Source organism: Adhaeribacter radiodurans, assembly GCF_014075995.1.
GTDB lineage: Bacteria > Bacteroidota > Bacteroidia > Cytophagales > Hymenobacteraceae > Adhaeribacter > Adhaeribacter radiodurans.
In genome coordinates this window covers 4,419,450-4,444,520 of sequence record NZ_CP055153.1, presented here as the reverse complement: position 1 = coordinate 4,444,520, position 25,071 = coordinate 4,419,450, and the positions used below count along the sequence as shown (strand labels likewise).

Here is a 25,071-nt window from a genome sequence, read left to right as displayed (position 1 = left end):
GTTATTTAAGGTTGGTATAGGAGGGTTATTGTTAATACATTTGTTTAAGTAAAAAGGATTTATTCTTATTTAAGTATAATTTTTTAATTGGTAAATGTAAAATTATACTTTAGTATCGATTTTTGCATAATTATATAATATTTTATATATAAAGTAGCTGAACAAAATAAGTTTACTATACCGAAAGCCGGGATTATTGGAGTAACATTAGTATTAAGCTTTTCAACCGCACAAAAGTCGAACGTTTACTATCTTGAAACTTGTACTTCTTAACTTAATTCCAAATAAACTTTGGTATCCTGTAAAGGGTATTACGCATAAATAGCACTAAAATATAAATTGGATTATGCTAAAAATAAAATTGTATTTAGCTTAGAAATAATAATTATTATGAAATTAATTTAATTGAGATCATTATTAAGTTTAATTCATTGATTCTTTTGTATGTGCATTTTAAATACGGTATCAAGTATAGTTGTATATTGTATTTTAACTATAATTTTCCTTTGTGCAGAGGGGTGGTTTTATACTTAAGTTTCCTGGAAGAATAAAATAGAATAAGATTTTACAAAGAGCTTGATTTAGTATGCATTGTTTTTTAACTCGGTTGTTGTTGTTTTGTGTATTTTTTTTTGCTGCTAATTTATACACAAAGGCCCAAATTTGTATCTCTCCTGGTAAGGATGGTTCTCCTAGCACTAATACAGCTACAATTAATACGTATTATCCGGGTGCCGGAACAGTGGCGGTCGGCTCTACTACTTTAAGTTTAGGTACTTCTACTGGTAGTGCTACCCCCATTAACAAAGGCGATTTAGTCTTAATTATTCAAATGCAGGGCGCGGATATAAATACCAGTAATAATTCTGCGTATGGGGCTGGTTCTAATACTGCTTCGGGAAATATATCTAACCCTAACTTTATTGCCGGTAAATATGAGTATGCACTAGCTGCTAATAACGTGGCTACATCTGGCGGAACGCTTAATTTAACCAGTGGTACAGTTAATAACTATAGTACATCAGATTTTGGAGCGGCTAACACCACAGGTCAGTTTCGTTACCAAGTAGTTCGGGTACCGCAATACAGCGCTATTACTTTATCAGCCGCAATAACGGCTATTCCCTGGAATGGAAGTACTGGTGGGGTAATAGCAATGGATGTGGCCGGACGATTAAATTTTAACAGTCAAACTATTAATGTTGCCGGTGCTGGTTTTCGGGGTGGTGCCGGTCGGGTATTAGCTGGTACAACTGGTTTAACAAATGCCGATTATCGTTCTTTATCTACGCAAGCAGCGCACGCACAGAAAGGGGAAGGTACAGCTGGTACGCCCGCCAACGTGTTTAATAACGGAGCTTTACTAAATACGGCTGTGGAAGGCTACGCGAATGGTAGTATGGGCCGAGGGGCGCCGGGAAATGCTGGTGGCGGCGGAAATGACGGCAACCCAACAGCTAACGACCAAAATTCAGGTGGTGGCGGTGGTGCTAACGGCGGTACTGGTGGTAAAGGGGGTAATGCATGGAGTAGCGGTGCAACAGTAGGTGGATTCGGTGGAACCGCTTTTGGGGCGCTAGCGCCGGGTAGATTAGTAATGGGTGGCGGCGGCGGTGCCGGTACAACGAACAATGGTTCGGGTAACTTACTGAATGGTTTAGCCAGTAGTGGTGCCGCTGGTGGTGGTATTGTAATGGTGCGGGCTGGTACTGTTACCGGAAATGGTACTATTAATGCGAATGGTAGTAGTGGTAACACTTCTGTTACCAACGATGGCAGCGGTGGAGGAGGAGCTGGAGGAAGTGTTCTACTTACAGCCGCTAGTGGAGCTGTTAACACAATTACGGTAACCGCAACAGGTGGAACCGGAGGATCAAATACAGGGGGCGGCTCATCGCACGGACCTGGTGGTGGTGGCGGCGGTGGGGTAATTTATTCCTCTTCTGCTTTAGCAGCTGGTAGTAGCGTTGCCGGAGGAGCTAACGGTTTAACTTTAACCGGTACTACTACTCCAGTTGCTTATGGGGCAACAGCTGGAGCAACCGGAACTTTAAGTAATACAGTAACTGCCGTTCAATTAACAAATAGTGCTTCTGGGGCTGGTTGTTTACCTGTTTTAGCCGTTACAAAATCAACTTCTACCCCGACAGTATACCGTTTAACAAGTGGTACCCAGGCTACTTATACTATTACTGTAACCAATACAGGGGGCAGTGCGCAAGGAGTTCGGGTTACAGATGCTTTACCAGCCAATGTTACTTTTAATGCTACTACTTCCATTACATTAGGCGCCGGCAGCTACGACGATGCCGGGCAAACGGCTGCTAAAGCGGCTGTGTTAACTACTGCTAATGCTACCATTACGCCAACTGCTGGCGCGACCACTCCTACTTGGGGCACATTCTATATTCCTTCGGGCGGCACGGTGCAAATTACGTTTACGGTAAATATTAGTAATAGCGCTGCTTTAAATACCGCTATCCAAAATTCGGCCTCGGCCAGTTACTTAGATCCCACCCGAACTACCTTTTCCCGGTTAGTAACCATGGATGCTGTGTCTGGAGATATTAAAACTTACGAAACGGGCGCGAATGCTACTGCTGACGTACCTGGCACCAATTACAATGGTACTAACTCTAGCGGTGAGGAAGTTACTATAAGGCTTCCGGTCGATGTGTCGGTTACAAATACAGTTAGTTCCGCCCCATATTATGTGGGCAAGGAAGTTACGTATACTATAACGGCCACAAATAACAGTTCGGCCGGTGCTAATGGTCTGGTAATTACCGATTTACTTCCAGCAGGTTTAACATTTATGAGTGCTACTCCTGCTAGTGGTTCTTACAATGCTACAAATGGCACTTGGACTATAGGGAATTTAGCAAACGGAACCAGCACTACATTAACTTTAAAAGCTCTTCCTAATGCCGCTGGTAATATTACTACTACAGCCACAATAACCAACCAAACGGAACCTGATGAGGTAACATCTAATAATTCAGCTTCCAATACTATTACTGTAGCTGCTCCAGCGGATGTGGCCGTAACTAATACGGTAACTGCCGCTCCGTATTATAACGGGGTAAATACTACTTTTACCGTTACCGCCAGAAACAATGGTCCAAATACGGCTACCGGTATTAATATCCTGGATCAACTACCGGCTAGTTTAGAATTAGTAAGTGCATCCCCAAGTATTGGTACTTATAACAGCACCACCGGTAACTGGGCTATAACCAGTTTGGCGAATAACGGTACGGCTACCTTAACTTTACTGGTAAAGCCTAAAACCATTGGTGAAATTGTAACCACAGCTACAAAAACTGCTCAAAGTGAATATGATAGTAATACCGCCAACGATGCGGCAAGTGCCAGTATTAACGTAAATGCAAATGCTGATTTAGTTGTTACGAATGCGGTAGCAGCCGGTCCTTATTACCGGGGAGAGCCAACCACGTATACGGTTACTGTTAATAATGCGGGTCCGGATGCTGCCTCCGGGGTAATCATTAAAGATTTACTGCCAAATGGCTTAACCTTTGTTAGCGCTACTCCTTCGGTGGGTACTTACAATAATACTACTGGTAATTGGTCTATTGGTTCCCTCGCAAAAGATGCTACAGTTACCCTTACAATTAGAGCTACCCCTAATACTACCCAGTCCATTACCACTACTGCAGCCGTTTTTGCTCAAACAGAGTACGATGCTGTTTCGGCAAACAATTCCTCGTCCAACACAATCTACCCGAATGCAGCGGCTGATATTGCCATCTCCAATACGGTAGCAGCCGGACCTTATTATAACGGGGTAAATACTACTTTTACCGTTACCGCCAGAAACAATGGTCTTAGTAATGCCACTAATGTGAGCGTACTGGATCAGTTACCCGCAGGATTACAATTTGTAAGTGCAACTCCCTCCGATGGTTCTTACAATTCAACCACAGGAATCTGGGATATTGGTAATTTAGTAAATAATACGCAGGCTACTTTAACTTTAATCGTTAAGCCCACTACTACGGGTACACTTTCTACTACTGCCAGTAAAAATGGCGCTACGGAATTTGATAATGTAAGTTCTAATAATCAGGCTACTGCTAGTATTCCCGTGCTTGCCAATGCCGATTTAGCAGTTACCAACACAGTTTCTCCCAGCCCATACGTGGTAGGTACTGATGTTACTTATACCATAACGGTTACGAACAATGGCCCGAATGCCACAAGTGCAGTTTCTATTACCGATCAATTACCAGCTGGACTTGATTTTAAAAGTTATACTGCCTCTACGGGTGTTGGTACTTATAATTCTACCACTGGGGTATGGACCGTAGGTGCCTTAGCGAGTGGCGCTTCTCAGACGTTAACTTTAGTAGCGGCTCCGAATACAACCAACACTATTACTACTACTGCTTCTGTAACTAATTCAAGTACTTACGATAGTCAAACAGGTAATAATGCCGCGTCTAATTCTATAAACGTGAATGCTAAACCTGTAGCCGATATTGCCATAACCAATACACCGGCAGCTGGTCCTTATTACAACAAAGTACAAACAACTTTTACGGTAACGGCCAAGAACAATGGACCGGGTGCTACTTCTGGGGTGCAGGTTACCGATTTATTGCCAGCTGGTTTAACTTTTATAAGTGCCGTTCCTAGTGTAGGTACCTACAATAATACTACTGGTATCTGGGATATTGGAAGTATTGGTAGTGGGGTTACCCAAACCTTAGTGCTAACTGTAGAACCAAATACAGTAGGTGATCAAGTCACCCTTGCATCCAAAACCGCTCAGGCTACTACTGAGAACGATAATGTTCCTGGTAATGATTCGGATAGCAAAACTATTACAGTAAGTCCTAATGCAGATATTGGGATAGATATATCAGTAGGTAACGGACCTTATTATTTAGGTGATTACCCCGTATTTACAGCCAAAGTGCGCAACAATGGTCCCAATACGGCCACAAATGTTCAATTCTACGATAATAGACCAGGTGCCTTCGATACTAATACTATAATTACTACTACGTCTACCGGAACGTATAACCGTGCTACAGGTTATTGGGATATCCCATCATTAGCACCGGGTCAAGAAGCAACAATTACCCTCACCGGAAAACTTATTCGTTCTGGGGCAGTATCCTTTTTAGTAAGTAAAACCGGCGAGACGCAATTCGATAGTAATCCGGGCAACAACGAAGATTTTGCGTCTATTTACGTTAATCCGGCTTCTGATATTGAAGTTACGAATACAGTATCGGCAGAGCCCTACATTAACGGCAACCTAGTAACTTATACCGTAAATGCAAAAAATTTAGGTCCAAGTCCAGCTTCCGGAGTTGCTATCACCGACAAGTTACCAGCCGGCTTACAGTTTGTGAGCGCTACCACCACATCAGGAACCTACGATGCAGCCAACGGAATCTGGACCGTAGGAAACATTGCGCTAAATGCTACTCAAATCCTTACTATAGTTGCTAAGCCTATCCAATCAGGTACTTTTATTACTACCGCTACCAAAACGGCTCAAAATGAAAACGATAAAGTAACTGAGAATAACAGTTCGCAGAATACTATTACGGTTGGAGCCAGTGCCGATGTAGCGGCATCTTTTAACGTAACTCCTGGTCCCTATTATAACGGGGTAACTCCTACTACCTTTACCGGCACTATAACTAATAATGGCCCGGATATAGCAACTGGAATTATTTACTACGATAACCGTTCTTCGGGTGGGAATGTAAATGTTCAGGGAATTACCGTTAGTCAGGGAACGTATAATCCGCTAACCGGATACTGGAATGTAGGCACCTTAGCTCCTGGGGCAAGCGCTACTTTTAAAGTTGAAACCTTGCCTTCCGCTACGGGTAGTACAAATATCACCATTTCTAAAACCGGGCAAGATCAAACAGACCTGGTACCGGCTAACAATGATGCAACTATAACAATTAATGTGCAGGAGGCAGCAGATATTGCATTAACCAGTTCGCAAAGTAATGCTCCTTATTTTACCGGTCAGCCAGCTACTTTTACCATCACGGCTACCAACAACGGAGCTAACGATGCTACTGCCGTAGCGGTTACCCATGCGTTACCGGCTGGTTTAACTCTGGTTAGTGCTAACCCTGCCGTTGGTTCTTATAATTCTTCTACCGGTATCTGGCAAATTGGAAACTTGGCTAAGGCTACATCCACTACCATTACCTTTACGGTTATCCCTACTATTGCCGGCCAATTAACGGTACAATCCAGTAAATCGGCCGCTACTGAGTACGATGCTGTTGCTGGCAATAATTCAGTAAATACGGTTTTCAACAATGTTCTTATTCATCAGCCAGCCGTTTATACGGCCATTGCTGCCCGCAACGTAGATTCTTATACCAATGGGCAAAGCTTAGCCACGGTTGTTGACCCGGATGGGACTATTGCAGCGGCTGAAATTACTTCCGGAACCTTGCCGGCCGGGGTAGCTTTTAACACGACTACCGGCGAATTTACGGTTGCGGATAGAAGTTTATTAGCTGCCGGCTCTTATACTTTTCAGGTTAAAACCACTGATCCCATGGGTGGTCAATCTACGCCATCCGTAACTATAACTTTTCTACCCGATGCTGAAGCAAGTGCTGTTGTTTTTACTGCCAAAAACTTCTACGATTATAAAAACAACGATATACTGGCTACTTTCACCGACGATGACGGCGCAATTACTAACACTACTTTAGTGAGTGGCCCCTTACCAAACGGTGTTACAATGCCAGATGGGCATATTGTAGTAAATAATCGTTTTTTAATCCGTCCGGGCTCTTATCCTATTACCGTGCGCACTTTAGATGCAATCGGCGGTACTACAGAAAAATCAATCACCTTAATCATAACCCAAGATCGGGACGGCGATGGGGTAAGTGATTTTGTGGATATTGATGACAACAACGATGGCATTACGGATCTTATTTCGGGTAGCGGCATTGATCCTTTCGGCGATGAAAACGGTGATGGTAATTTTAATTATTACGATCCTACCTTTCTGCATCCAAAATATGGTGCTTTCCGCGATATTAATAATGATCAAATTAATGATTGGTTTGATATTGATCTGGATGGAATTATTAACAGCTTGGATTTAGATATGGATGGCGATGGTATTGCTAACACCAGAGAGGCTAATCGCGGGGTAGCTCCAGGTAATTATAATACATTATTAGGCAGATACGGGGGTATTGTTGGCAATAATGGGATGCCTGATTTTGCAGAAACCAGTCCGGATAATGGTATTTCCAGATTGCCCATGCCTGATACTGACGGTGATTCTTTCCTGGATTTTCTGGATCTGGATTCTGATAATGATGGTATTCCGGATAATATAGAAGCCCAAACAACGGCTGGTTTTATTGCCCCGAACCAAATAGATGATGACAACGACGGCATAGCCAGTGTTTACGATGGTAGTGAAAATGGTCAGCCCCTGGTACCCATAAATACTGATGGCGCCTACGTTAACAGCGATACCATACCAGATTATTTAGATTTAGATTCAGATAACGACGGCAGTAGCGACTACTACGAAGCCTTTGATGTGAACCATGATAAGAAAGCGCTGGATAATTTACTGCAAAGGGCTCAGGACTTCGAAGCATCGTCTAACCTGGGATATTACCTGAACCGCGATAGTAATAATTTTCAGGATGGCGATAACGTGCCCGACTGGCTAGAAAAGCAAGCAACCAATCCCAATTTTTTAAGTGCGAATAATACTACTTACTACCGCGATACAGATAAGGATGGACTGGTAGATTTGTTTGATAACAATAACTTTGGAGTGGTGGTGAATCCGTCGGTATCAAACAATATAGCTGATTTCCGCAGCGTTGATGTAATAGTTCCGCTGCCAGTGGAGTTGTTGCGGTTTGAAGCCAAAAATCAAAACAATCAGGTATATCTTACCTGGGCAACTGCCTCCGAAAAAAATAACGATTACTTTGTGGTAGAGCGCAGTTCCGATGGTAAAACTTTTACCAGCATTGGACAGGTGAAAGGAGCAGGAACTACTAACCAGTTAAAAGAATATTCATTTTTTGATCAAAGTCCTTTGTTCGGAACGGCTTATTACCGGCTTAAACAGGTAGATTTTAATGCCGTTAGTAAGCTTAGTAAAATAATTGCCGTAGATGTTAAATTAAGTCCGGTAACTGCAACCAAACTCTATCCTAATCCGGCCCAAGATAAAGTAAATCTTCAATTTTCTGCCATTGCTAATGGTACAGCTGCAATTGAAATAATGGATGCGAAAGGCCGACGAGTCAAAACTCAACTTATTACAGTAACAAGCGGTCAGAATATCATTGTGCTGAATATTCAGGATTTAGCAACGGGTATGTATGTGCTGTATTTGAACGGAAATAATATGCATTCAACTATTCAGTTGATAAAAAATTAAAAAGCCTAATTCAATAAAAAAAGCCTTGAGTGACAGGGCTTTTTTATTACATGAAAGTCATAAATTTACTGCATTTTCATTTAAAAAGAAGCAGAAGTATTTAGCTACAGGAAAGCCTGAACGAGTAAGTAATAAGTAGTAAAGGCAACTACTTTGATAAATTAGAATTCTATCAAAGCTTACACGTACCTTTGAATTTACTAAAATTATAAACTACAAAATCCTGCTAACAAAAGTGCCTCATAAATTTGAATTGTTCTGTTTATTTTGCAAATAGTGCTCTGGAAATGAGTTTCTTATTAAGTAAAATTGAATAAGCTTTCTAGCCCGTATTAATTGCCTATACTTAAAAAATAAAAACACGTTCCTATTTAACTTTCCTTTTCTAACAAGAATAATGGTTCGATAACTAAATTTTTTAAGAGAGTGTGCCTTATGGAAACAGCTTCTCAACTTTTAGATCAGGCCAGGAAAACGATGCAGTCGCAGCAACTAAGTAACCGCACCGAGGCCGCTTACTGCGATTGGATTTTCCGGTACTTTCTTTTTAACGGGAAAAAAGATCCTCTGATATTGGGGGAGAAAGAAGTAGCAACCTTTCTCGATTATCTTTCCCTTCAGAGTAAAAAGTCGGCTTCTACGCAAAACCAGGCGCATTGTGCACTTTTATTTTTATACAACGAAGTATTACACCAACCACTGGCTAAACTCCATTTCTCACGTCTCAAGCATTACCGTTCTATCCCGGCTATACTTACTAAAAAAGAAATAGACGTATTATATTCTTATTTAGATAGAGTACCCCGGTTGGTGGCAGGTTTGTTATACGGTTGTGGTTTAAAAATTACGGAAGGACTTTCGCTGCGTGTCCGGGATGTGGACGTAGAAAAGAAGCAGTTAAAATTAAATAACCGGGTTTTATTTTTTCCGGCTTCGTTAGAACCAGAATTGCAATTCCAGATTCAGGAAGTAGCAGCTATTCACCAGGAAGATATAAAACTTGGCTTTGGCGAAGTAGATATTCCATTAACGGTACGCGCCCAAAATCCTGCCGAAGCAAAAACCTTGGCTTGGCAATATCTTTTTCCGGCAGCCCGGTGCTCGGTGCATCGTTCTGCAAATACAGGAATTCGCTTTCATTTGCACGAGAGCATATTGCAAAAAGCTATAAAACAAGCTGTAGAAAAGGCTCAATTAAACAAAAGTGCCTGTTGTTATTCGTTACGGCACAGCTACGCTGCCCATTTGCTAGAGAGTGGGAATGATATTGGCACAATCCAGAAATTATTAGGCCTTCAAAATAAACGCAGTACCATGATCTATACTTACCTGGTAAAACAACAAGCACAGACTGGTAAAAAACAAATTAAAAACCATTTATCTAAAGAAGAAGATTTTAATTTTGCTCTATTGTAGTTCGTATTTCATTCCTGAAAAGCTGATTTTTCTTTTTGCCTTCCGCTTAAATTAATAGTTGTTTTTACTTGATTTTGAGATACCTTACCCTGTTTATAATTGGTTTGCTTGTAGGCTGCCAAAGTTGTATTACCCAAAATTTAGATACTACTCCTTATCAAACCACAACTTACTACCAACAATCCAAAAAGCAGATAGTCGAGTTACCCTTAATTACTTCTAATACTAATGATACCGTTCAGGTAGGCTGGGCTAAAATAAATATTACGCCGCCTTATCCGGTAGCTATGGCTGGCTATGGCAAACGAAAAGGCAAAAAGTACGAACAAGTACACGACTCTGTTTGGGTGCGGGCTTTTGTTTTTAAAAAAGGAAATCAGAAAGCTGCCTGGGTAACGGCTGACTTGCTAATTATGCCTATGAGTGTGACGGAGCAGTTACTGAAAACTCTTGTTAATAAGGGATATACGTTAAATAATACTTATTTAACGGCCACCCACACGCACTATAGCTACGGCGGGTGGGGTAAAAAGCTCGCCGGACGAATAATGGCGGGTAAATACAATAAAAATTTAGTAAATAATACCGCCGAAGCGATAGAAAAAGCCATTACACAGGCCGAAAAAACTGCGGCACCTACTGCTATCGGATACCAGGAAATACCCGCAACGGCATTTGTTTACAACCGTTTAGTTGGGCAAAAAGGTGATTTAGATACTTTAATCCGGGTAATGCACTTCCGGAAAACTTCCGGAGAAAAAGCGCTTATCTGTACTTTTGCCGCACATCCTACTTCTGTTGCTTCTAATGATCTTCGCCTATCGGCGGAGTATCCCGGAGCCTTGGTTCAGTTACTGGAGAAACAAATGCAATTGGATATAGCTGCTTTTGGAGCAGGTGCTGTGGGAAGCCACGGACCACAAGCCTCCGGCGATGAATACACGAAAGTATCGAATTTGGCTATGGGGTTGGCAGATAAAATTCAGGTTGATCAGGAAAATGTATCATTGGCTTTTCAGACAAATTTGCGTAGCGCTTATTTTCCGGTAAGCTTAAACAAACCGCAATGGCGGCTAGGAGAGAAGCGTTTTCGGCCCTGGCTTTTTTACACTGTTTTCGGAAAGTACCCGGCGGGATTATCGCTGTTGCAAGTAGGGCCAATTTCATTTATAGGCACTCCCTGCGATTTCTCCGGAGAATTATTACCCGAAATTACAACCACTGCCTCCGCTCGTAATCAAAAATTAATCGTAACCAGTTTTAACGGCAGTTATATTGGCTACGTAACTCCCGAAAAATATTTCAGCTTAAAGAAGTACGAAACCCGCGACATGAATTTTTTTGGACCCTACACGGGTACTTATCTGGTTGAGCTGATAAAATTAATTATTCAGCGAACGAATGAATAGCAAAGTGGAAGATTATGTGTAAACAAAAAGGCTTCACGGGTGGGTACCCGCGAAGCCTTTTATGATAGTGTTGGATTTGAAAGTGTTAATTATAAATTTTAACCATAAACACGTAATCCTGTAATTTCTTAATTTGTTGCGTACGGGCTAAACCGGCTAAGTTGTTTCTGCTGGATAAGTAAACTGGTTCCGTTACCGTATCTTTCCGCATTTTCTGAATTAGCTCTTTCAAATAAGCCGATTTAATGGCAAATGCAGTACCCTCTTGCCCTATTTGCTTACCGCTAATTACTCCAATTAAATTGCCTTGGCTATCGATTAATGGACCTCCGCTATTACCTGGGTTTACCGGAATAGAAATCTGATAGGCGGTAGTATCGCCTTCAAAACCGCTGCGGGAGCTTAAAGAACCTTCGCCGTATACCATATCTTCGCGCGGAAATCCCAAGGTATACACTTTTTCGCCTAAATCTGCCGAACTAGATTTAAACGCATAAGGTAAATAACCCAAAGAAGTAAAATTAGAATCGGCAATTTTTAAAATAGCTAAATCGTGCAGTTTATCTTTATAAACTTCTTTTACTTTATACCGCAGCCCTTTTTTGTTTTCAATGTAAACCGAATCGGCGTCTTTAATTACGTGGTAACTGGTAACAAAATAACCATCGGCGTTTAACAGAAAACCAGTACCACTAAAAGAAGCTGGTCGTACATCGGCCTTTGAATTCCGAACCGGCGGGATAGTAGAAAAATCCTGAATAAGCGCTTTTTGGCTGCGTTTAATTTGATCTACCTCGCGGCGTAATTCTGAGTAACGGGCATTTTGTTGTTTTTTAACCGAGCGCCAGGCGTCTATGCTTAGCAAACTGCCAAACACGGTAATAATGGCCACCGATGCAGCTACCGCCATGGTTGCATAATGCTCTTTCCAGAATACCCGCCACGTAGACGGCGTTGGTTGCGATGCAGTAAGCTGTGACGTTTCTGCCGGGGTAAATTCGGCCGCATGAATAGTTTCCAGTTTGTTTTTCAGGTTCGTACGGGTTTTGTATACCTGCATGGCCCCATAAAATTCCTGATAATCGCGGTAACGTTCAGCAAAAACCGGATCGTTTTTGCGGTATTGATCAAAATCGAACTCCTCTGTCCGGGTAAGTTCTCCGGCCAGGTAACGTTCAATTAAAACAAAAGTTTCTCTTTCTGTCATGGTTTTAATTGGCGATTAATAGAAAACATCACCAATAATTAATTTACTTTAAATTTTATGCCTTCTTTTAAACCTGCATTTTATACAAACTAAAAAATAGTTTTTTCAGGCGCATAAGGCACTTGTATTTCTGATTCTTGGCATTATCGGCGTTGGTGTAACCAAATTTTTCGGTTATAAGCTGCATCGATAAATCCTGAAAATAATAATCTTCGAGTAACGTTCGGCATGGCTCACCTAACTGTTCTAAAGCCTGCGCCATGGTTGTAAACTTCTGATCGTTTTCCTCTAAAACAGGAGCTTCGCTTACTAAATTCAAATAAACATCCGAATCATTAACAGAGCCGGTGTATTTACTTTTTTCGGCCAGCCTTTTAAGCCAGAGCCGCCGACAAACTGAATACAAGTACGTTTTAATCTGGCAGTTAAGTTCCAGAGTGCCCGCTTTAATCTTTTCGTAGAAAACAATTATGCTTTCCTGGTAAATATCTTTTGCTTCGTCGTCGGTGCCGTTGTTATTCTGAATGAAGTGTAAAATCATAGGAAAGTAAATCCGGTACAGGTAAGCCAGGGCTTCCTCGTCGTCATTTACTATTCCGTGAATTATGGCTTCATCCGAAAAATAAAGTGCTTTGTGCATTAAACTCTTTCTTTAATACTTTCGGGGCTACAAATGTAACCCAGAAAAAAATATTTTTTAATTGGGTTACCTTTTCTCTTTTGCGGTATGAAAGTGAAATTAACTCGAAACTCTTTTAAATTATCCACAACAATGAAAAACTTATCAAAATTCGCCTTCGTAGCTTTAACTGCATTAACTTTCGCTTTTACTTCTTGCGGTAACTCTGGAACTAAACAAGAAGGTGAATCTACTACAGAAGGTACTGCTACAGAAGGTACCGATGCTATGACTACTGATACTACTGGTGCTATGGGCGCTGATTCAGCTGCTACTACCACTACTCCAGATTCAGCTTCTGCTCAGTAATTTTAAGTTAAAACCAGTTTTTAACTTTTACGGATTAGATTTTAAGCTCTAAAGTACACTATACTTTTGTAAACCCGTACTGGTACCTTTAGGTAACGGTACGGGTTTAAATTTAAGTATCTGGCCCGGCAGAGAATAAATTTACTAAAATGGGGTTACCAGTCAAAGCGTAATTTTATAAAAGGCAGTATTGTGCGACTTACAAAAGATACGTACATTTGTGCTCCATTTAGAACTGCGCACGTGGTGAAATTGGTAGACACGCCATCTTGAGGGGGTGGTGCCCTACGGGTGTGGGAGTTCGAATCTCCCCGCGCGCACAAACAAAAAAGCCGCTGATGAAAGTCAGCGGCTTCTTTGTTTACGAACCCGGATATTTCTCAAACGGGTTTTCGGGTTTTACTAATATTACTTTTTCCCGTTCTACTACTACCTGGCCGGGGGCAGCGCCTTTGGGTTTTCGTACATATTTTTTGGGCGTATACAATACCGGGCACAACGAATCGGTTTTGCGCTTAGAATAGTAAGCAGCCAGTTGAGCCGCTTTATAAATTACCGGCTCCGGAAAAGTTTTGCCTGCCTGGTATTTTATGACCACATGCGAACCGCTTACATCTTTGGCATGGAGCCATAAATCTTCTTTAAAAGTAAATTGCTGGGTAAGCACATCGTTATTCTGGGCGCTTTTACCTACCAGAATTTGAAAACCATTGGTTTGAAACACTCGAAATGGTTTTTCGATAACAGTTGGTTGACTAGCTAAAGATTCTACGTGTTCTTTTACAAATGCTTTCAAGGTTCTGTAATCGGAAATAGTAGCTAGTTCCTGCAAAGCAATTTCTAATTGTAATAACTCTTCTTCTTTCTCCTGGAGGCGTTCTTTTAGCTGAGTTACCTCAATTTGCTGGTTTTTACTTTTTTTATAAAGTCGCTCGGCAAATTTTTGCGGACTTTCATTTGCTTTTAATTTAAATAACCTTTCTTTTTCCAGATAGAAATCAAATAAAACTATCGATTCAGCTCGTGGCGGAATAACGGTTAAATTGGCCATAATTACATCGGCCGTTTGCGCGTACGATGCTTCGGTTTCCAGGGCTTTTAACCGAAGTTTAATTTGCTGCAGCGTTTGGGAAGCAGCCTGAAATTTTCGGGTAAGATTTTGATGAGCCAGCCGGTAATTTCTTTCATAACCAGAGTCGGCCAGGTACGTCTGTACAAATTCTTTTAACGCGGTTATGGGCGAGGTAAATTCTTTTTTTATTTCGCCCACCGGTAAAAGCGATAAACGAGTTTGATTATTTACTTTTATTACGTAAAAAGCTGCCGGGTTTTCCAGTTCATGTCTAACCGTTTGTATTAAATCCCATTTTTTCTCCGGCAAAGCACTTTCGTAACCTTTTGTTTTTAAGTAAATACCGGGTAAATCTCCAAAGGTAGGATATACTTTTTCTGGTGCAGGCAGATTTAGTAAATATTCAGCTTTGGTGGGCTGTAATTGGCGGTGTAACTGCTGTAAATTTAATTCAAGATCTTTGGGGAATTTTTTATGAAATAAAGCTTTGGCTTGATTTTGCTCGAAATAAACGATATTAGATCGGTTACCGAATAATTTAAATAATAAGGCTTTTTGATTACTTAAAACCAGGTAAAAACTTCTTTCATTCTTGTGTTGAACAATCTCCCGCACTTCTTCCCCAATTACTTCCGGGAAAAGATTAACTGAATTAGATTTGGCCCGGTTAAAACTCTCCGGAAAATAGAGCGTCGAAAACTGAGCGGTGAGCATCGCCTTCAAAAAAAAGCTACCACCTGAATCAGACTTACGGAATGTAATAATGAGCTCGTCTTTCTCCTGGCTAAAGCAAGAATCAATAACTGAACCTATTAAAGGAACTCTTAAGGCTTGCGTGAGTTGGCGCAGAAAGTAATAATTGTTGTGCACTGTGCAAATTACGAATGTTTTTTAGCTAAGTAGAGGTTTTAGCCATTTTGGTTATACTAACTCCAGGTAAAGCCAATGAAATTATCCAGCAACTTGCGAGTCGTAACTTTTAATTTTAACTAAATTCTACTTTTAAGCCATCGTAGGCCAACCGGATAAAATCAGGTAACTCGGCCTCCACTTCGCGGTGAAGACCAAGCAAGTGGCTGATATGCGTTAAATAAGCTTTTTTAGGTTGTAATTCTTGCAGTAGCTCAATGGCTTCGTTTAAAGAAAAATGAGAAATATGCGGTTCGTGGCGCAACGCGTTCAGCACAACTATTTCTGACCCTTTTATAAGTTCCTTTGATTCTTCCGAAATAAAATTAGCATCGGTAATGTAAGTTAAATTACCAACGCGAAAACCTAAAATGGGTAACTTATAGTGATAAATGCGAATGGGTTGAAAAAGCACTCCTTCCACTTTAAAAGTTTCTTCTGAAATAGGGTAGAGGAGTACGCGCGGAATACCAGGGTAGTTAGCTCCGGAGAAGATATAAGCAAATTCGGCTTTAATTTGATCGAGTACGCGCGGTTCGCCGTAAAGAGGCATGTTGCGCTGCTGTAAAAAATTATAGGCCCGGATGTCGTCTAGGCCTGAGGTGTGATCTTTATGTTCGTGGGTAAAAACAAGGGCATCCAACGTTTTAATTCTTTCCCGTAACACCTGCTGACGAAAATCCGGACCTGAATCAATAATAATACTTTTACCCCCAATTTGCAGGTGGGCAGAAGTACGTAAACGTTTGTCGCGATAATCTACGGATTGGCAGACTTCGCACTCACAACCAATAACGGGTACGCCCTGCGACGTGCCGGTACCTAAAAAAGTTAACATCAACGAACAGGCTCCTTCTGGCATATTTCCTGGTAAAACTGCCGGGTCTTATCGCTTAAACAAGAATCATCTAAGGTTACGTTTTTTAAAATTTCGTACAAGCAATTTATTCTACCTTCAATCGGGAAATATTTATTTACTATTGCCACTTTAGAGTCTTTGATTAAACAAAACCCGGATTTGAAGTTGCCTTTTTCGTAGCGCAGCACGTAGTTCGCTTCGGTAAAAACTTCTTCGAGCTTGCTCAAAAAATGGCGCGTATATTTTATTTCCATGCAAAAATTTTAAACCACGTATTGTTTAACAGTTTGTACCAGCATATCAAAATCGAGCGGCTTTGGTAAGTAGGCATTAATACCCGCTTCTTTAAACTGCTCCATAGTATAATTGTTAGCATTACCCGTTACGGCAATAATGGGAATTTCGGCAATTTGTTTGTTATCGCTGCTCCGGATTTCTTTGGTGCACTCCATGCCGTTTTTCTTCGGGATATTCAAATCCATCAGGATAGCGTCAATTTTCTGATTCTGAACTTGATTTAAAACTTCAGTGCCATTTTTGGCGGTTAATATTTTATAATTTTGAAGTTCCAGAATCTTCTTCGTTAGATTTAGAATTACAGAACTATCTTCCGCAATTAAAATTGTTTTACTCTCTGCCATTTGATTTTAAATAAATTTGTTTCGATAATTTTTTTTGTAATAAGTGAAATGTTTTTCTAACAATTTAAAATCCTGATCTACCTCGGTGTAAATACCTTGGCGGATGTCGTGCTCCATCTTCTTAACTAATTCGGCCAAAGGATTTAAGCCAAGGGTAAAACCAGTACCTTTCATCTGATGCAAGGTACTTAAAATATTATCGTATTGTTTGGTTTCAACATCTTTTTTAGCCTCTTCGAGCAAAGGTTCAGCTTCTTCTTCAAAATCAATGAAAAGTTGCAAAGCGAAATCTTTACCACCTAACTGGGCTAATTGATCAATTATTTCGGTATCAATAAAGTTATCTACGGTAAACGCATCGTTGCTGCTTGCCAGTTCTTCTACTTGTATCTCTTCATGTGATTTTTCCTCTGTTTCGGTTGTAGTTTCTGCTGTTTGCACCTCAATTGGTTCTATCAATTCAGCCTCAGTTTCCGCCGCTTTCCATTTCTGAATAATAGAAAATAAATCGTAGGCTTTTACCGGTTTAGATACGTAATCATCTAATCCTTGGGCCATAAACTTTTCTGCATCATCTTTCATGGAATAAGCAGTCATGGCCACTATGGGCGGGCATTTAGAGCCTAGCTGATTTTTTATGTGCCCGGTAGCTTCTACGCCATCCATTTCGGGCATCTGAATATCCATGAAAATCAAGTCGTAAGTATTAGAAATAGCCTTATCAATGGCCTCAAAACCATTAGAAGCTAGCTCTACCCGGCAACCAATTTTTGTAAGTAGTTTTTGAGCCACTTTCTGGTTAATGCTATTATCATCCACTAACAGCACGTAAGCCTCTTCTTCCAATACACTGGTGCTAGGTTGTGTTTTGCCGCCTGGCTCATTCCCTTTAATTATTTCTTCAATTTCACGTGCATTTGCGGCGAGGCACCGAATGGTGAACCAGAAAGTACTGCCTTGGCCGTAAACCGACTCTACTCCAATTTCTCCACCCAGTAGTTCACTTAATTGCTTAGAAATAGCTAAGCCCAAGCCGGTACCGCCAAAAGTTTTGGTAGAGGTATTATCGAGCTGAGTAAAATTAGTAAAAAGCAATTTTTTATCATCATCGGTAATGCCTATACCACTATCTTTTATCCGGAACATAATGGTATACATTTCACCATCTGAAGAAATACTATTTATGTGAATGGTTACTTTGCCGGCGTTGGTAAATTTAATAGCATTAGAAGTCAGATTCGATAAAATCTGCAATAGCCGGGTTTCATCAGTTATAATATAACGAGGGGTATGCGGAGTAATAGAATAACTGAATTCCAGATCTTTTAAGTTAGCCCGGTTAGTAAAGAGAGAATGAATTTTTTCTAAGGCATAATATAAATCAACACCAGTCTCGTTCAGTTGTAATTTACCCGCCTGAATTTTTGATAAATCCAGAATATCGTTGAGGATAGCTAGCAAGGCAGCAGATGATTTACGCAGCGTATCAATGTATTCGCTTTGCTCTTCGGAAGTTTCGGTACCGTGAAGCAAATCAATCATGCCAATTATCCCGTTCATTGGGGTTCTTAGCTCGTGGCTCATATTGGCCAGGAACAGAGTTTTGGCTTGTAGCGAACTTTCAGCCACTTCTTTCGCCCGGATTAATTCCGTTTGAGTTTGTTTTAACTCGGTCATGTCGCGGCCTACACCTTCAATGCCCAGGTGATTGCCTGCTTTATCTTTTAAGAGGTGCGCATTTATGAGAAAAGGAATAATAGCCCCGCTTTTACTTACCAGGTTTGTTTCGAAGTTTCGAATAGAACCTTCATGTTTTAGCTTACGCGTTAAATCCAATAGTTCTTCCGGATACGCGTAAAATCCGGTAGCAGGCATTCCTATTACTTCCTCAGGTTCGTAACCCAACATTTCCTGAACGGATGGGCTCATCAGCACCACATTATTTTCCTCGTCGGTACGGTAATATAAATCCTGAAACGATTCAAAAATGCTCCGGAATTTTTCTTCTTCTTTGGCCAGCGCCAAACGCGACAGTTTTTTCTCAGTTATATCCTGGGCCATCCCAGATATTTCGTCAAAGGAACCATCTTCCAGGTAAATAGGATTCAGATAAACTTCGCGCCAGATTGTAGATCCGTCCAGTTGCGTTAAGTCTACCTCAAAGTGCTGTGGAAAGCCGTTTAAAGCTTGTTCGTAATACGCATTCCATTCTTCTACCTGAATTGTTTCTGAGTTACGCGTTTTAATATCGCGCAGAGGCAGATTAAACTGAGGCATGTGCCCGTGGCGTTTATAGAAGGCCGTAGCATAATTCTGGTTAAAAGAGGTAAGCCGGGATTCTTTATCGACGGACCAGATTTGGTGCGAACCGCTTTCGAAAATAGCTTTTAAACGGGCATTTTGATTGTTAATCTGAACTTCGTTGCGCTTTCTTTCAATGGCTAAGGCTACCTGGTTCGAGATAAAGTGCAGTATTTCTATGTCGGAGTTTACGTAAATATCCGGCTTTTTATAATCTTGAACGGCAATAATTCCAATAATACGCTCTCCTACCGAAAGAGGGGAACAAAGCATTACTTCGGGCAGTTTGCCTTCTAATTGTAACAAGCCTTCTCTTTCCAGTTCCAGAATATCTTCGCGCAGCAAGTAGGCTGGTTTGCCCGTATTAATAATGTATTCCGGCATGCCGTTAGAGAAGGGTCGTTCCTCTATTTGCTGGCCTTCAGTTTTAAATTGATCGACGTAATAAACAAATTGCAGTGTGGTTTTTTCATCATCGCAGAGCGCAATGTAAATGTTATTGGTTTCAATAATTTTACTTAATTCACGGTGAATGGCGCCGTAGAGCGAATGCAAATCTTTGCTGCTGATAGCTAAATTAGCAATACTGTAATATACTTTTTGAAGCCGTTCGGCTTTAATCCGGTCAGTAATATCGTGCAGGATGGCCCGCGATAGAACCGGTTTGCCATTTTGCCAGGTGCAGTTAATACTACCAATTAAATGGACTGGTTTGCCGGTTTTAGTTAAAAAAACTGTTTCAATTTTATTTACATGCTCGCCTTTGTACAAATTACGCAGCTGGTAAATAAGCTTGGCTTTGTAATAAGGATGCACAATGTCGTTTAGGGTGAGCCGCTCAATATCAAAATCATCATAACCCAGCTTTTCTTTCCAGGCTTTGTTTACAAAAATAAACTTGTTGTCGATAGAAATATTCTGAATTAAATCGTGGGCGTTGTCAAAAATATCTTGTAACCGGCTTTTATTATCCCGCAATGCTTCCATCGCCGTTTTTTTGTCGGTTATGTCGCGGCCAAGGTGCGTTACGCCAATAATATTTCCATTCTCGTCAAAATCGAACATGCGCTGCCAACGCAAGGTTTTTACCAGACCTAATTTAGTTTCAATATCCCGTTCGTTATAACTGGTTATACTTTTCGAACGAATCATATCAAAATAATTCTGTCGCCGCTCCCATCGTTCTGCTCCCGGCACAAAAATGTCAAAAAAATCAAGACCAATTATTTCTTCCCGGTTGTAATTTGTATAATCCAGAAAATAGTTGTTTACATAAATAATCTTACCTTCCAGATCGAGACTAATGTAGGCTAACTCAATTTTGCTCAGGAATTGACGGAAATGTTTCACCGATTCGCGCAAAACTTTTTCCCGTTGTGGAATAGCTACTTCTTGCTTAGTTGCAGTAACATCGCGCAGTAAAATTTGCCGGTAAGCTTTATTGTTTTGCTGCGTAGCCGTAACCGTAATTTGAAGTTCTAACTCCGCTTCATCAGGACGTACCATGGTCCATTCTACTACTTCTGTCTGGCCCGGAAGTAATTCTTTATCTGTTAAAATCTGGGCTTTTAATTGGCGATCTTCGTGTTCTCCCGAAAAAAGCCCGGTATTATGAACAGGTAAGAATTTCCAGAGGGGAGAGTTAATAATCTCTTTTCTAGGATAACCTAGTAGAGTGGCGGCCTGATTATTACAATCTATAATATATTTGTTGTCCAGGAGCAAAATAGCATCGCCGGACGCCTCAAAAAGAGCCTGGTATTTATTCTGGGTTTCAGTTAGCTTCGTTTGTAATTCCGTTTGAACTGTTAAACTGCTCAGCGGTTCCAGACGAACACATTTAAATTCCTGACCTTCTAAAAATAAAGAAGATAGGTGATAAGTAAAGGGTTTTTCAGATGCCGTATCCTGAGCGCCAGCATACGTACCGCTAATGGAAGCCGATAACTCATTCCATACGCTGGCTAAAGGAGGCGTAACATTTGGTAATAGCTCCCGAATATCGGCGGAATCCTGGTCGTAATTTCCCGTATGTAAAAGGGCAGTTGCCTGCTCGTTTTGGGTTAATATAATTCCCTCGGGGCTGCAAATAAAAATAGCCGTTCCCGGAGCGGATACGGCGGCTACCAGCCCCAGTATTTGCTCGGCAAGAGTTAGAATATCGGTTAATTGGGTGATTTGATTATCTTTGATCGGCATGTGCAAGTAACAATTAGCCTGTAATTAATTTCTTAACGAAAAGAAAGCTTTTGAGGACTTCGAATTAAGGAATAATTTAGGAAAAAAAAATAAATTATCTAGTACTAATTTAGGATACAGTGTTTATTAATGCATTTAAATAAGAAAGCTCTTGTATTCTGCCAAGAACAATAGGAAAATTGTATTTGCCGTAACCACCGGTCTTAATTACGATCAACGCATGCAACGCATTTGCACTTCCCTGGCGCAAAATGGATATCAGGTTTTATTGGTAGGTAGGCAGTGGCCCCATTCAAAAGCACTCGGGCAACAGATTTATGAGCAACACCGCCTTACATGTATTTTTAACAAGGGTAAATTATTTTATATCGAGTATACCATCCGGCTTTTCTGGTATTTACTATTTGTAAGAGCTGATGCCTACGGAGCCGCAGATTTAGACACCGCCTTACCCGTTTTTATTAAAGCCAGACTAACCGGTAAACCATTTGTGTACGATGCCCACGAATTCTTTCCGGAAGTAGTAGAAGTAGTAAACCGGCCAATAATTAAGCAAATTTGGACCAGCCTCGAAAAATTTATCTTATCCAGAACGCGATTTGCTTATACCGTTAATGAATCATTGGCTCATTTGTTTTATACCCGGTACGGAGTAAAATTTACGGTTATTCAAAATTGTACTTTGCTGGAGCCGCCGGAAACTGATTTACCTGTATTTGCCAGTGAAAAATATTTGCTCTACCAAGGGGCAGTAAACGAAGGCCGCGGATTAGAAACCCTGCTACGGGCAATGCCTACCATAGATTTGAAATTAATAATTTGTGGTAAAGGAGATGTTTATGAAAGTTTAATTGAGTTAAGTAACAACCTAAACCTTACGGATAAAGTAATTTTCAAAGGCTATGTATTACCAGATGATCTTAAAAAAATAACAAAGCAGGCTTACGTAGGAATTAACTTGTTAGAAAATAGGGGCTTGAATTATTACTACTCGCTGGGTAATAAATTTTTTGACTACCTGCACGCGGGAGTTCCGCAGTTAATAGTAGATTTTCCGGAATACTGCCGTTTAAATGAGCAATGCCAGGTGGGGATTACCGTTCCACTGGAACCAAAAGCTATTGCTAGGACTATTAACCATTTAACTCAAGATCCTGCCTTTTATAATAAGTTAGTGCAAAATTGTAAGAAAGCTCGCCAGCAATGGAATTGGCAAAACGAGGAACAAAAGCTGCTAGCTTTTTACCAAAAAATATGGGAAACCACTTAAGTACTCTAAAAGAAAAATATTTGATTGTAGTAGTCGGGCCTACTGCCGTGGGTAAAACGGACTTGTGTATTCAGTTGGCTAAACATTATAAAACGGTAATTATTTCAGCTGATTCCAGGCAATTTTACCACGAGATGACCATTGGTACGGCTAAACCTACGCTTGCTGAAATGCAGGGCATTCCGCATTATTTTATTAATTCGCACCACATTACCCAGGAATATAATGCGGGCGCTTACGAACAAGAGGTACTACGTTTATTAGATGAATTATTTACGCAACATTCGTGCGTTATTTTAACGGGCGGTTCCGGCTTATACGTACGGGCTGTGTTGGAGGGAATGGACGAAATGCCGGAGGTACCTACTTCTATCCGGGAGAGTTTAATACAACAAAAACAAGAACAAGGGCTGGCCCATTTACTTCAAAAATTGCAAGAACTGGACCCCGCGTATTATAACCAGGTAGATAAAGCTAACACCCAGCGAATTATCCGGGCTTTAGAAGTTTCGCTGGCAACGGGTCAACCTTATTCTTCTTTCCGAACCAAAGAACCAGTTGATCGGCCTTTTCAAATAATTAAAATTGGCTTAAATCGCGATCGTGCTGAATTATACGCTCGCATTGATGCCCGGGTAGATGGAATGTTGGAAGCCGGATTACTGGAAGAAGTGCAACAACTGTTGCCCTACCGGAATCATAATGCGCTGCAAACGGTAGGCTACCAAGAGCTGTTTTCTTATTTGGCCGGCGAATACGATTGGGATGAAGCTGTGCGCTTACTAAAACGAAATAGCCGCCGTTATGCCAAGCGTCAACTTACCTGGTTTACTAAAAACAGCGATTTTACCTGGTTTCACCCGCAACAACGGGAAGCCATTCTCGCTTTTATCGATCGGGAGTTAGCGAGTTAAAAGGTTTTAAGGTGGAAAAATTAAAAAGTTGTTCCATGGCTAAAATGATCAGAAGGATGTTTTAGAAAAGATGATATATCGAAATAAAAACAAATTCTTTCTGCTAACAACCTTCTAACTTTTCAACCTTCCAACTATCAGACGCTTAAAATCTCGACCATCCGGACAAAACGCTGGTTAATAATTTTTTTCTTGGTTATGGTATCTTTGAAAGGGGTATAAACCAGCCGGTTGTTTACAAAACCGGCCATTACGTCTTTTTTACCATTGAGCAGCCCCTCTACGCAGGCTATTCCTATTTGGCTGGCTAATAAACGGTCGGAAGCGGTGGGAGAGCCGCCCCGTTGAATGTGACCTAAAATAGAAACCCGCGCATCCATTTGCGGAATAGCTTCTTTTACGCGAGCCGCAATTTCAGTGGCATTTCCTTCTTCGTCGCCTTCTGCTACTACAATAATAAACGAAGTTTTAGAACGACTCCAGCCATTTTGTAAGGTAGATATTACATCAGGAATAGTAGTTTTGGTTTCCGGGATCAGCACTATTTCAGCGCCTCCGCCAATAGCGCAGGGCATGGCAATATAACCCGAGTCGCGGCCCATAACTTCTACAAAAAATACCCGTTCGTGGCTATCGGCTGTGTCGCGTATTTTATCAATGGCGTCTAATGCGGTATTTACCGCCGTATCGTAGCCAATAGTAAAATCGGTGCCGTATAAATCGTTGTCGATAGTACCGGGCGCGCCTACTATTGGAACTCCGTATTCTTCGTAAAATAAGGTGGCACCGGTAAAAGTACCATTACCACCAATGGCTACTATTCCTTCTATTTCATACTTTTGGAGTTGTTCAAAGGCTAAGCGGCGACCTTCCGGAGCCATAAAATCCAGGCTACGCGCCGATTTAAGAATGGTTCCTCCTTTCTGAATCGTATTGCTTACCGAGGAGGATTCCATTTTAAATAATTCTCCTTTAATCAGGCCATTATAGCCTCTGCGAATACCGTACACTTCTACTCCGTGATATATAGCCGTGCGGACAACCGCTCGGATACAAGCATTCATACCCGGTGAATCGCCTCCGGAAGTAAATACTGCAATGCGTTTCATGGCTAATCTTGTTAAGGGGGCAAATTAACTAATTTAGTTGGTGAAAGCGTGCAGTTAACACGTACAATTTAAGTAAAATTTACTTTTAAGCGTCCTAGTTGGTTGAATTTAAGTTAGTTATACAGACGTAAAAAGATATAAAATAAATTCTGGAAAATATTAGAAATAGCCGTTACAAACAAAAGCAACTTGCGTATACTGGTTACTGGCAGAGCAAAAAGCGGGTGATTTACACCTTATTATAGTAAAAATTTAATTTAAGGTAGGTGAAAATTGTTGTTTTTTGTTAATTTAGTAAGATTGAAGAAATACGCTGTTCCCATACTCTATATTGTAAGAT

14 protein-coding genes and 1 tRNA gene are annotated in these 25,071 nt (G+C 40.9%); 7 read left to right on the top strand and 8 right to left on the bottom strand.

Annotated features, from left to right (window positions below):
• Window positions 1-586 precede the first annotated feature (586 nt).
• The 3 genes from HUW48_RS17720 to HUW48_RS17710 all read left to right on the top strand — a co-directional run bounded on the left by HUW48_RS17720 (window position 587) and on the right by HUW48_RS17710 (window position 11,262).
• Window positions 587-8,437, top strand: coding sequence for an isopeptide-forming domain-containing fimbrial protein (locus HUW48_RS17720; RefSeq protein WP_182412207.1), 7,851 nt, complete (start codon window positions 587-589; stop codon window positions 8,435-8,437).
• 435 nt (window positions 8,438-8,872) lie between these two features.
• Complete coding sequence (locus tag HUW48_RS17715) at window positions 8,873-9,853, top strand: integron integrase (protein ID WP_182412206.1); 981 nt, start codon at window positions 8,873-8,875, stop codon at window positions 9,851-9,853.
• Between the two features lie 74 nt (window positions 9,854-9,927).
• Window positions 9,928-11,262, top strand: coding sequence for a neutral/alkaline non-lysosomal ceramidase N-terminal domain-containing protein (locus HUW48_RS17710; protein ID WP_182412205.1), 1,335 nt, complete (start codon window positions 9,928-9,930; stop codon window positions 11,260-11,262).
• An 85-nt stretch (window positions 11,263-11,347) separates the two neighbouring features.
• Here HUW48_RS17710 and HUW48_RS17705 read toward each other — a convergent pair whose 3' ends face one another.
• Together HUW48_RS17705 and HUW48_RS17700 are read right to left on the bottom strand one after the other, a co-directional pair.
• The gene (locus HUW48_RS17705) at window positions 11,348-12,469 is read right to left on the bottom strand and encodes a S1C family serine protease (protein ID WP_182412204.1); all 1,122 of its coding nucleotides are present in this window, start codon (window positions 12,467-12,469) and stop codon (window positions 11,348-11,350) included.
• Window positions 12,470-12,536: 67 nt separating this feature from the next.
• The gene (locus tag HUW48_RS17700) at window positions 12,537-13,109 is read right to left on the bottom strand and encodes an RNA polymerase sigma factor (RefSeq protein ID WP_182412203.1); all 573 of its coding nucleotides are present in this window, start codon (window positions 13,107-13,109) and stop codon (window positions 12,537-12,539) included.
• A 132-nt stretch (window positions 13,110-13,241) separates the two neighbouring features.
• Here HUW48_RS17700 and HUW48_RS17695 point away from each other — a divergent pair, with 132 nt between their 5' ends.
• Together HUW48_RS17695 and HUW48_RS17690 are read left to right on the top strand one after the other, a co-directional pair.
• The gene (locus tag HUW48_RS17695; protein WP_182416540.1) at window positions 13,242-13,457 is read left to right on the top strand and encodes a hypothetical protein; all 216 of its coding nucleotides are present in this window, start codon (window positions 13,242-13,244) and stop codon (window positions 13,455-13,457) included.
• A 237-nt stretch (window positions 13,458-13,694) separates the two neighbouring features.
• Window positions 13,695-13,777 (top strand) — tRNA-Leu (locus HUW48_RS17690).
• A gap of 41 nt (window positions 13,778-13,818) precedes the next feature.
• Here the strand turns inward: HUW48_RS17690 and HUW48_RS17685 are convergent.
• From HUW48_RS17685 to HUW48_RS17665, 5 genes are all read right to left on the bottom strand, one after another.
• On the bottom strand, window positions 13,819-15,399 hold the full coding sequence (locus tag HUW48_RS17685) for an NFACT RNA binding domain-containing protein (RefSeq protein ID WP_182412202.1): 1,581 nt from the start codon (window positions 15,397-15,399) through the stop codon (window positions 13,819-13,821).
• Between the two features lie 115 nt (window positions 15,400-15,514).
• Entirely contained in the window at window positions 15,515-16,279 is a 765-nt protein-coding gene (locus tag HUW48_RS17680) for an MBL fold metallo-hydrolase (protein WP_182416429.1), read from the bottom strand.
• Window positions 16,276-16,551 (bottom strand): hypothetical protein, encoded by a 276-nt coding sequence (locus HUW48_RS17675; protein WP_182412201.1) that lies wholly within the window; start codon window positions 16,549-16,551, stop codon window positions 16,276-16,278. The genes HUW48_RS17680 and HUW48_RS17675 overlap by 4 nt, the downstream gene beginning before the upstream one ends.
• 9 nt (window positions 16,552-16,560) lie before the next feature.
• On the bottom strand, window positions 16,561-16,938 hold the full coding sequence (locus tag HUW48_RS17670) for a response regulator (protein ID WP_182412200.1): 378 nt from the start codon (window positions 16,936-16,938) through the stop codon (window positions 16,561-16,563).
• 6 nt (window positions 16,939-16,944) lie between these two features.
• Window positions 16,945-21,438, bottom strand: a complete 4,494-nt coding sequence (locus HUW48_RS17665; protein ID WP_182412199.1) for a PAS domain S-box protein — start codon at window positions 21,436-21,438, stop codon at window positions 16,945-16,947.
• 151 nt (window positions 21,439-21,589) lie between these two features.
• On the opposite strand from HUW48_RS17665, the gene HUW48_RS17660 reads away from it, so the two are divergent.
• The gene (locus tag HUW48_RS17660) at window positions 21,590-22,708 is read left to right on the top strand and encodes a glycosyltransferase (RefSeq protein ID WP_182412198.1); all 1,119 of its coding nucleotides are present in this window, start codon (window positions 21,590-21,592) and stop codon (window positions 22,706-22,708) included.
• Window positions 22,693-23,622 carry a tRNA (adenosine(37)-N6)-dimethylallyltransferase MiaA gene (gene miaA, locus HUW48_RS17655; protein WP_182412197.1) on the top strand — a complete coding sequence of 310 codons (930 nt, stop codon included), beginning with the start codon at window positions 22,693-22,695 and terminating at the stop codon, window positions 23,620-23,622. The genes HUW48_RS17660 and miaA overlap by 16 nt, the downstream gene beginning before the upstream one ends.
• A gap of 137 nt (window positions 23,623-23,759) precedes the next feature.
• Here miaA and pfkA read toward each other — a convergent pair whose 3' ends face one another.
• Window positions 23,760-24,731 carry a 6-phosphofructokinase gene (gene pfkA / locus HUW48_RS17650; protein WP_182412196.1) on the bottom strand — a complete coding sequence of 324 codons (972 nt, stop codon included), beginning with the start codon at window positions 24,729-24,731 and terminating at the stop codon, window positions 23,760-23,762.
• Window positions 24,732-25,071: the final 340 nt, after the last annotated feature.

Coding starts and splice junctions, on each gene's coding strand:
- HUW48_RS17720 (WP_182412207.1), top strand. CDS start 587: ATGCATTGTTTTTTAACTCGGTTGTTGTTGTTTTGTGTATTTTTTTTT.
- HUW48_RS17715 (WP_182412206.1), top strand. CDS start 8,873: ATGGAAACAGCTTCTCAACTTTTAGATCAGGCCAGGAAAACGATGCAG.
- HUW48_RS17705 (WP_182412204.1), bottom strand. CDS start 12,469: ATGACAGAAAGAGAAACTTTTGTTTTAATTGAACGTTACCTGGCCGGA.
- HUW48_RS17700 (WP_182412203.1), bottom strand. CDS start 13,109: ATGCACAAAGCACTTTATTTTTCGGATGAAGCCATAATTCACGGAATA.
- HUW48_RS17695 (WP_182416540.1), top strand. CDS start 13,242: ATGAAAAACTTATCAAAATTCGCCTTCGTAGCTTTAACTGCATTAACT.
- HUW48_RS17675 (WP_182412201.1), bottom strand. CDS start 16,551: ATGGAAATAAAATATACGCGCCATTTTTTGAGCAAGCTCGAAGAAGTT.
- HUW48_RS17670 (WP_182412200.1), bottom strand. CDS start 16,938: ATGGCAGAGAGTAAAACAATTTTAATTGCGGAAGATAGTTCTGTAATT.
- HUW48_RS17665 (WP_182412199.1), bottom strand. CDS start 21,438: ATGCCGATCAAAGATAATCAAATCACCCAATTAACCGATATTCTAACT.
- miaA (WP_182412197.1), top strand. CDS start 22,693: ATGGGAAACCACTTAAGTACTCTAAAAGAAAAATATTTGATTGTAGTA.
- pfkA (WP_182412196.1), bottom strand. CDS start 24,731: ATGAAACGCATTGCAGTATTTACTTCCGGAGGCGATTCACCGGGTATG.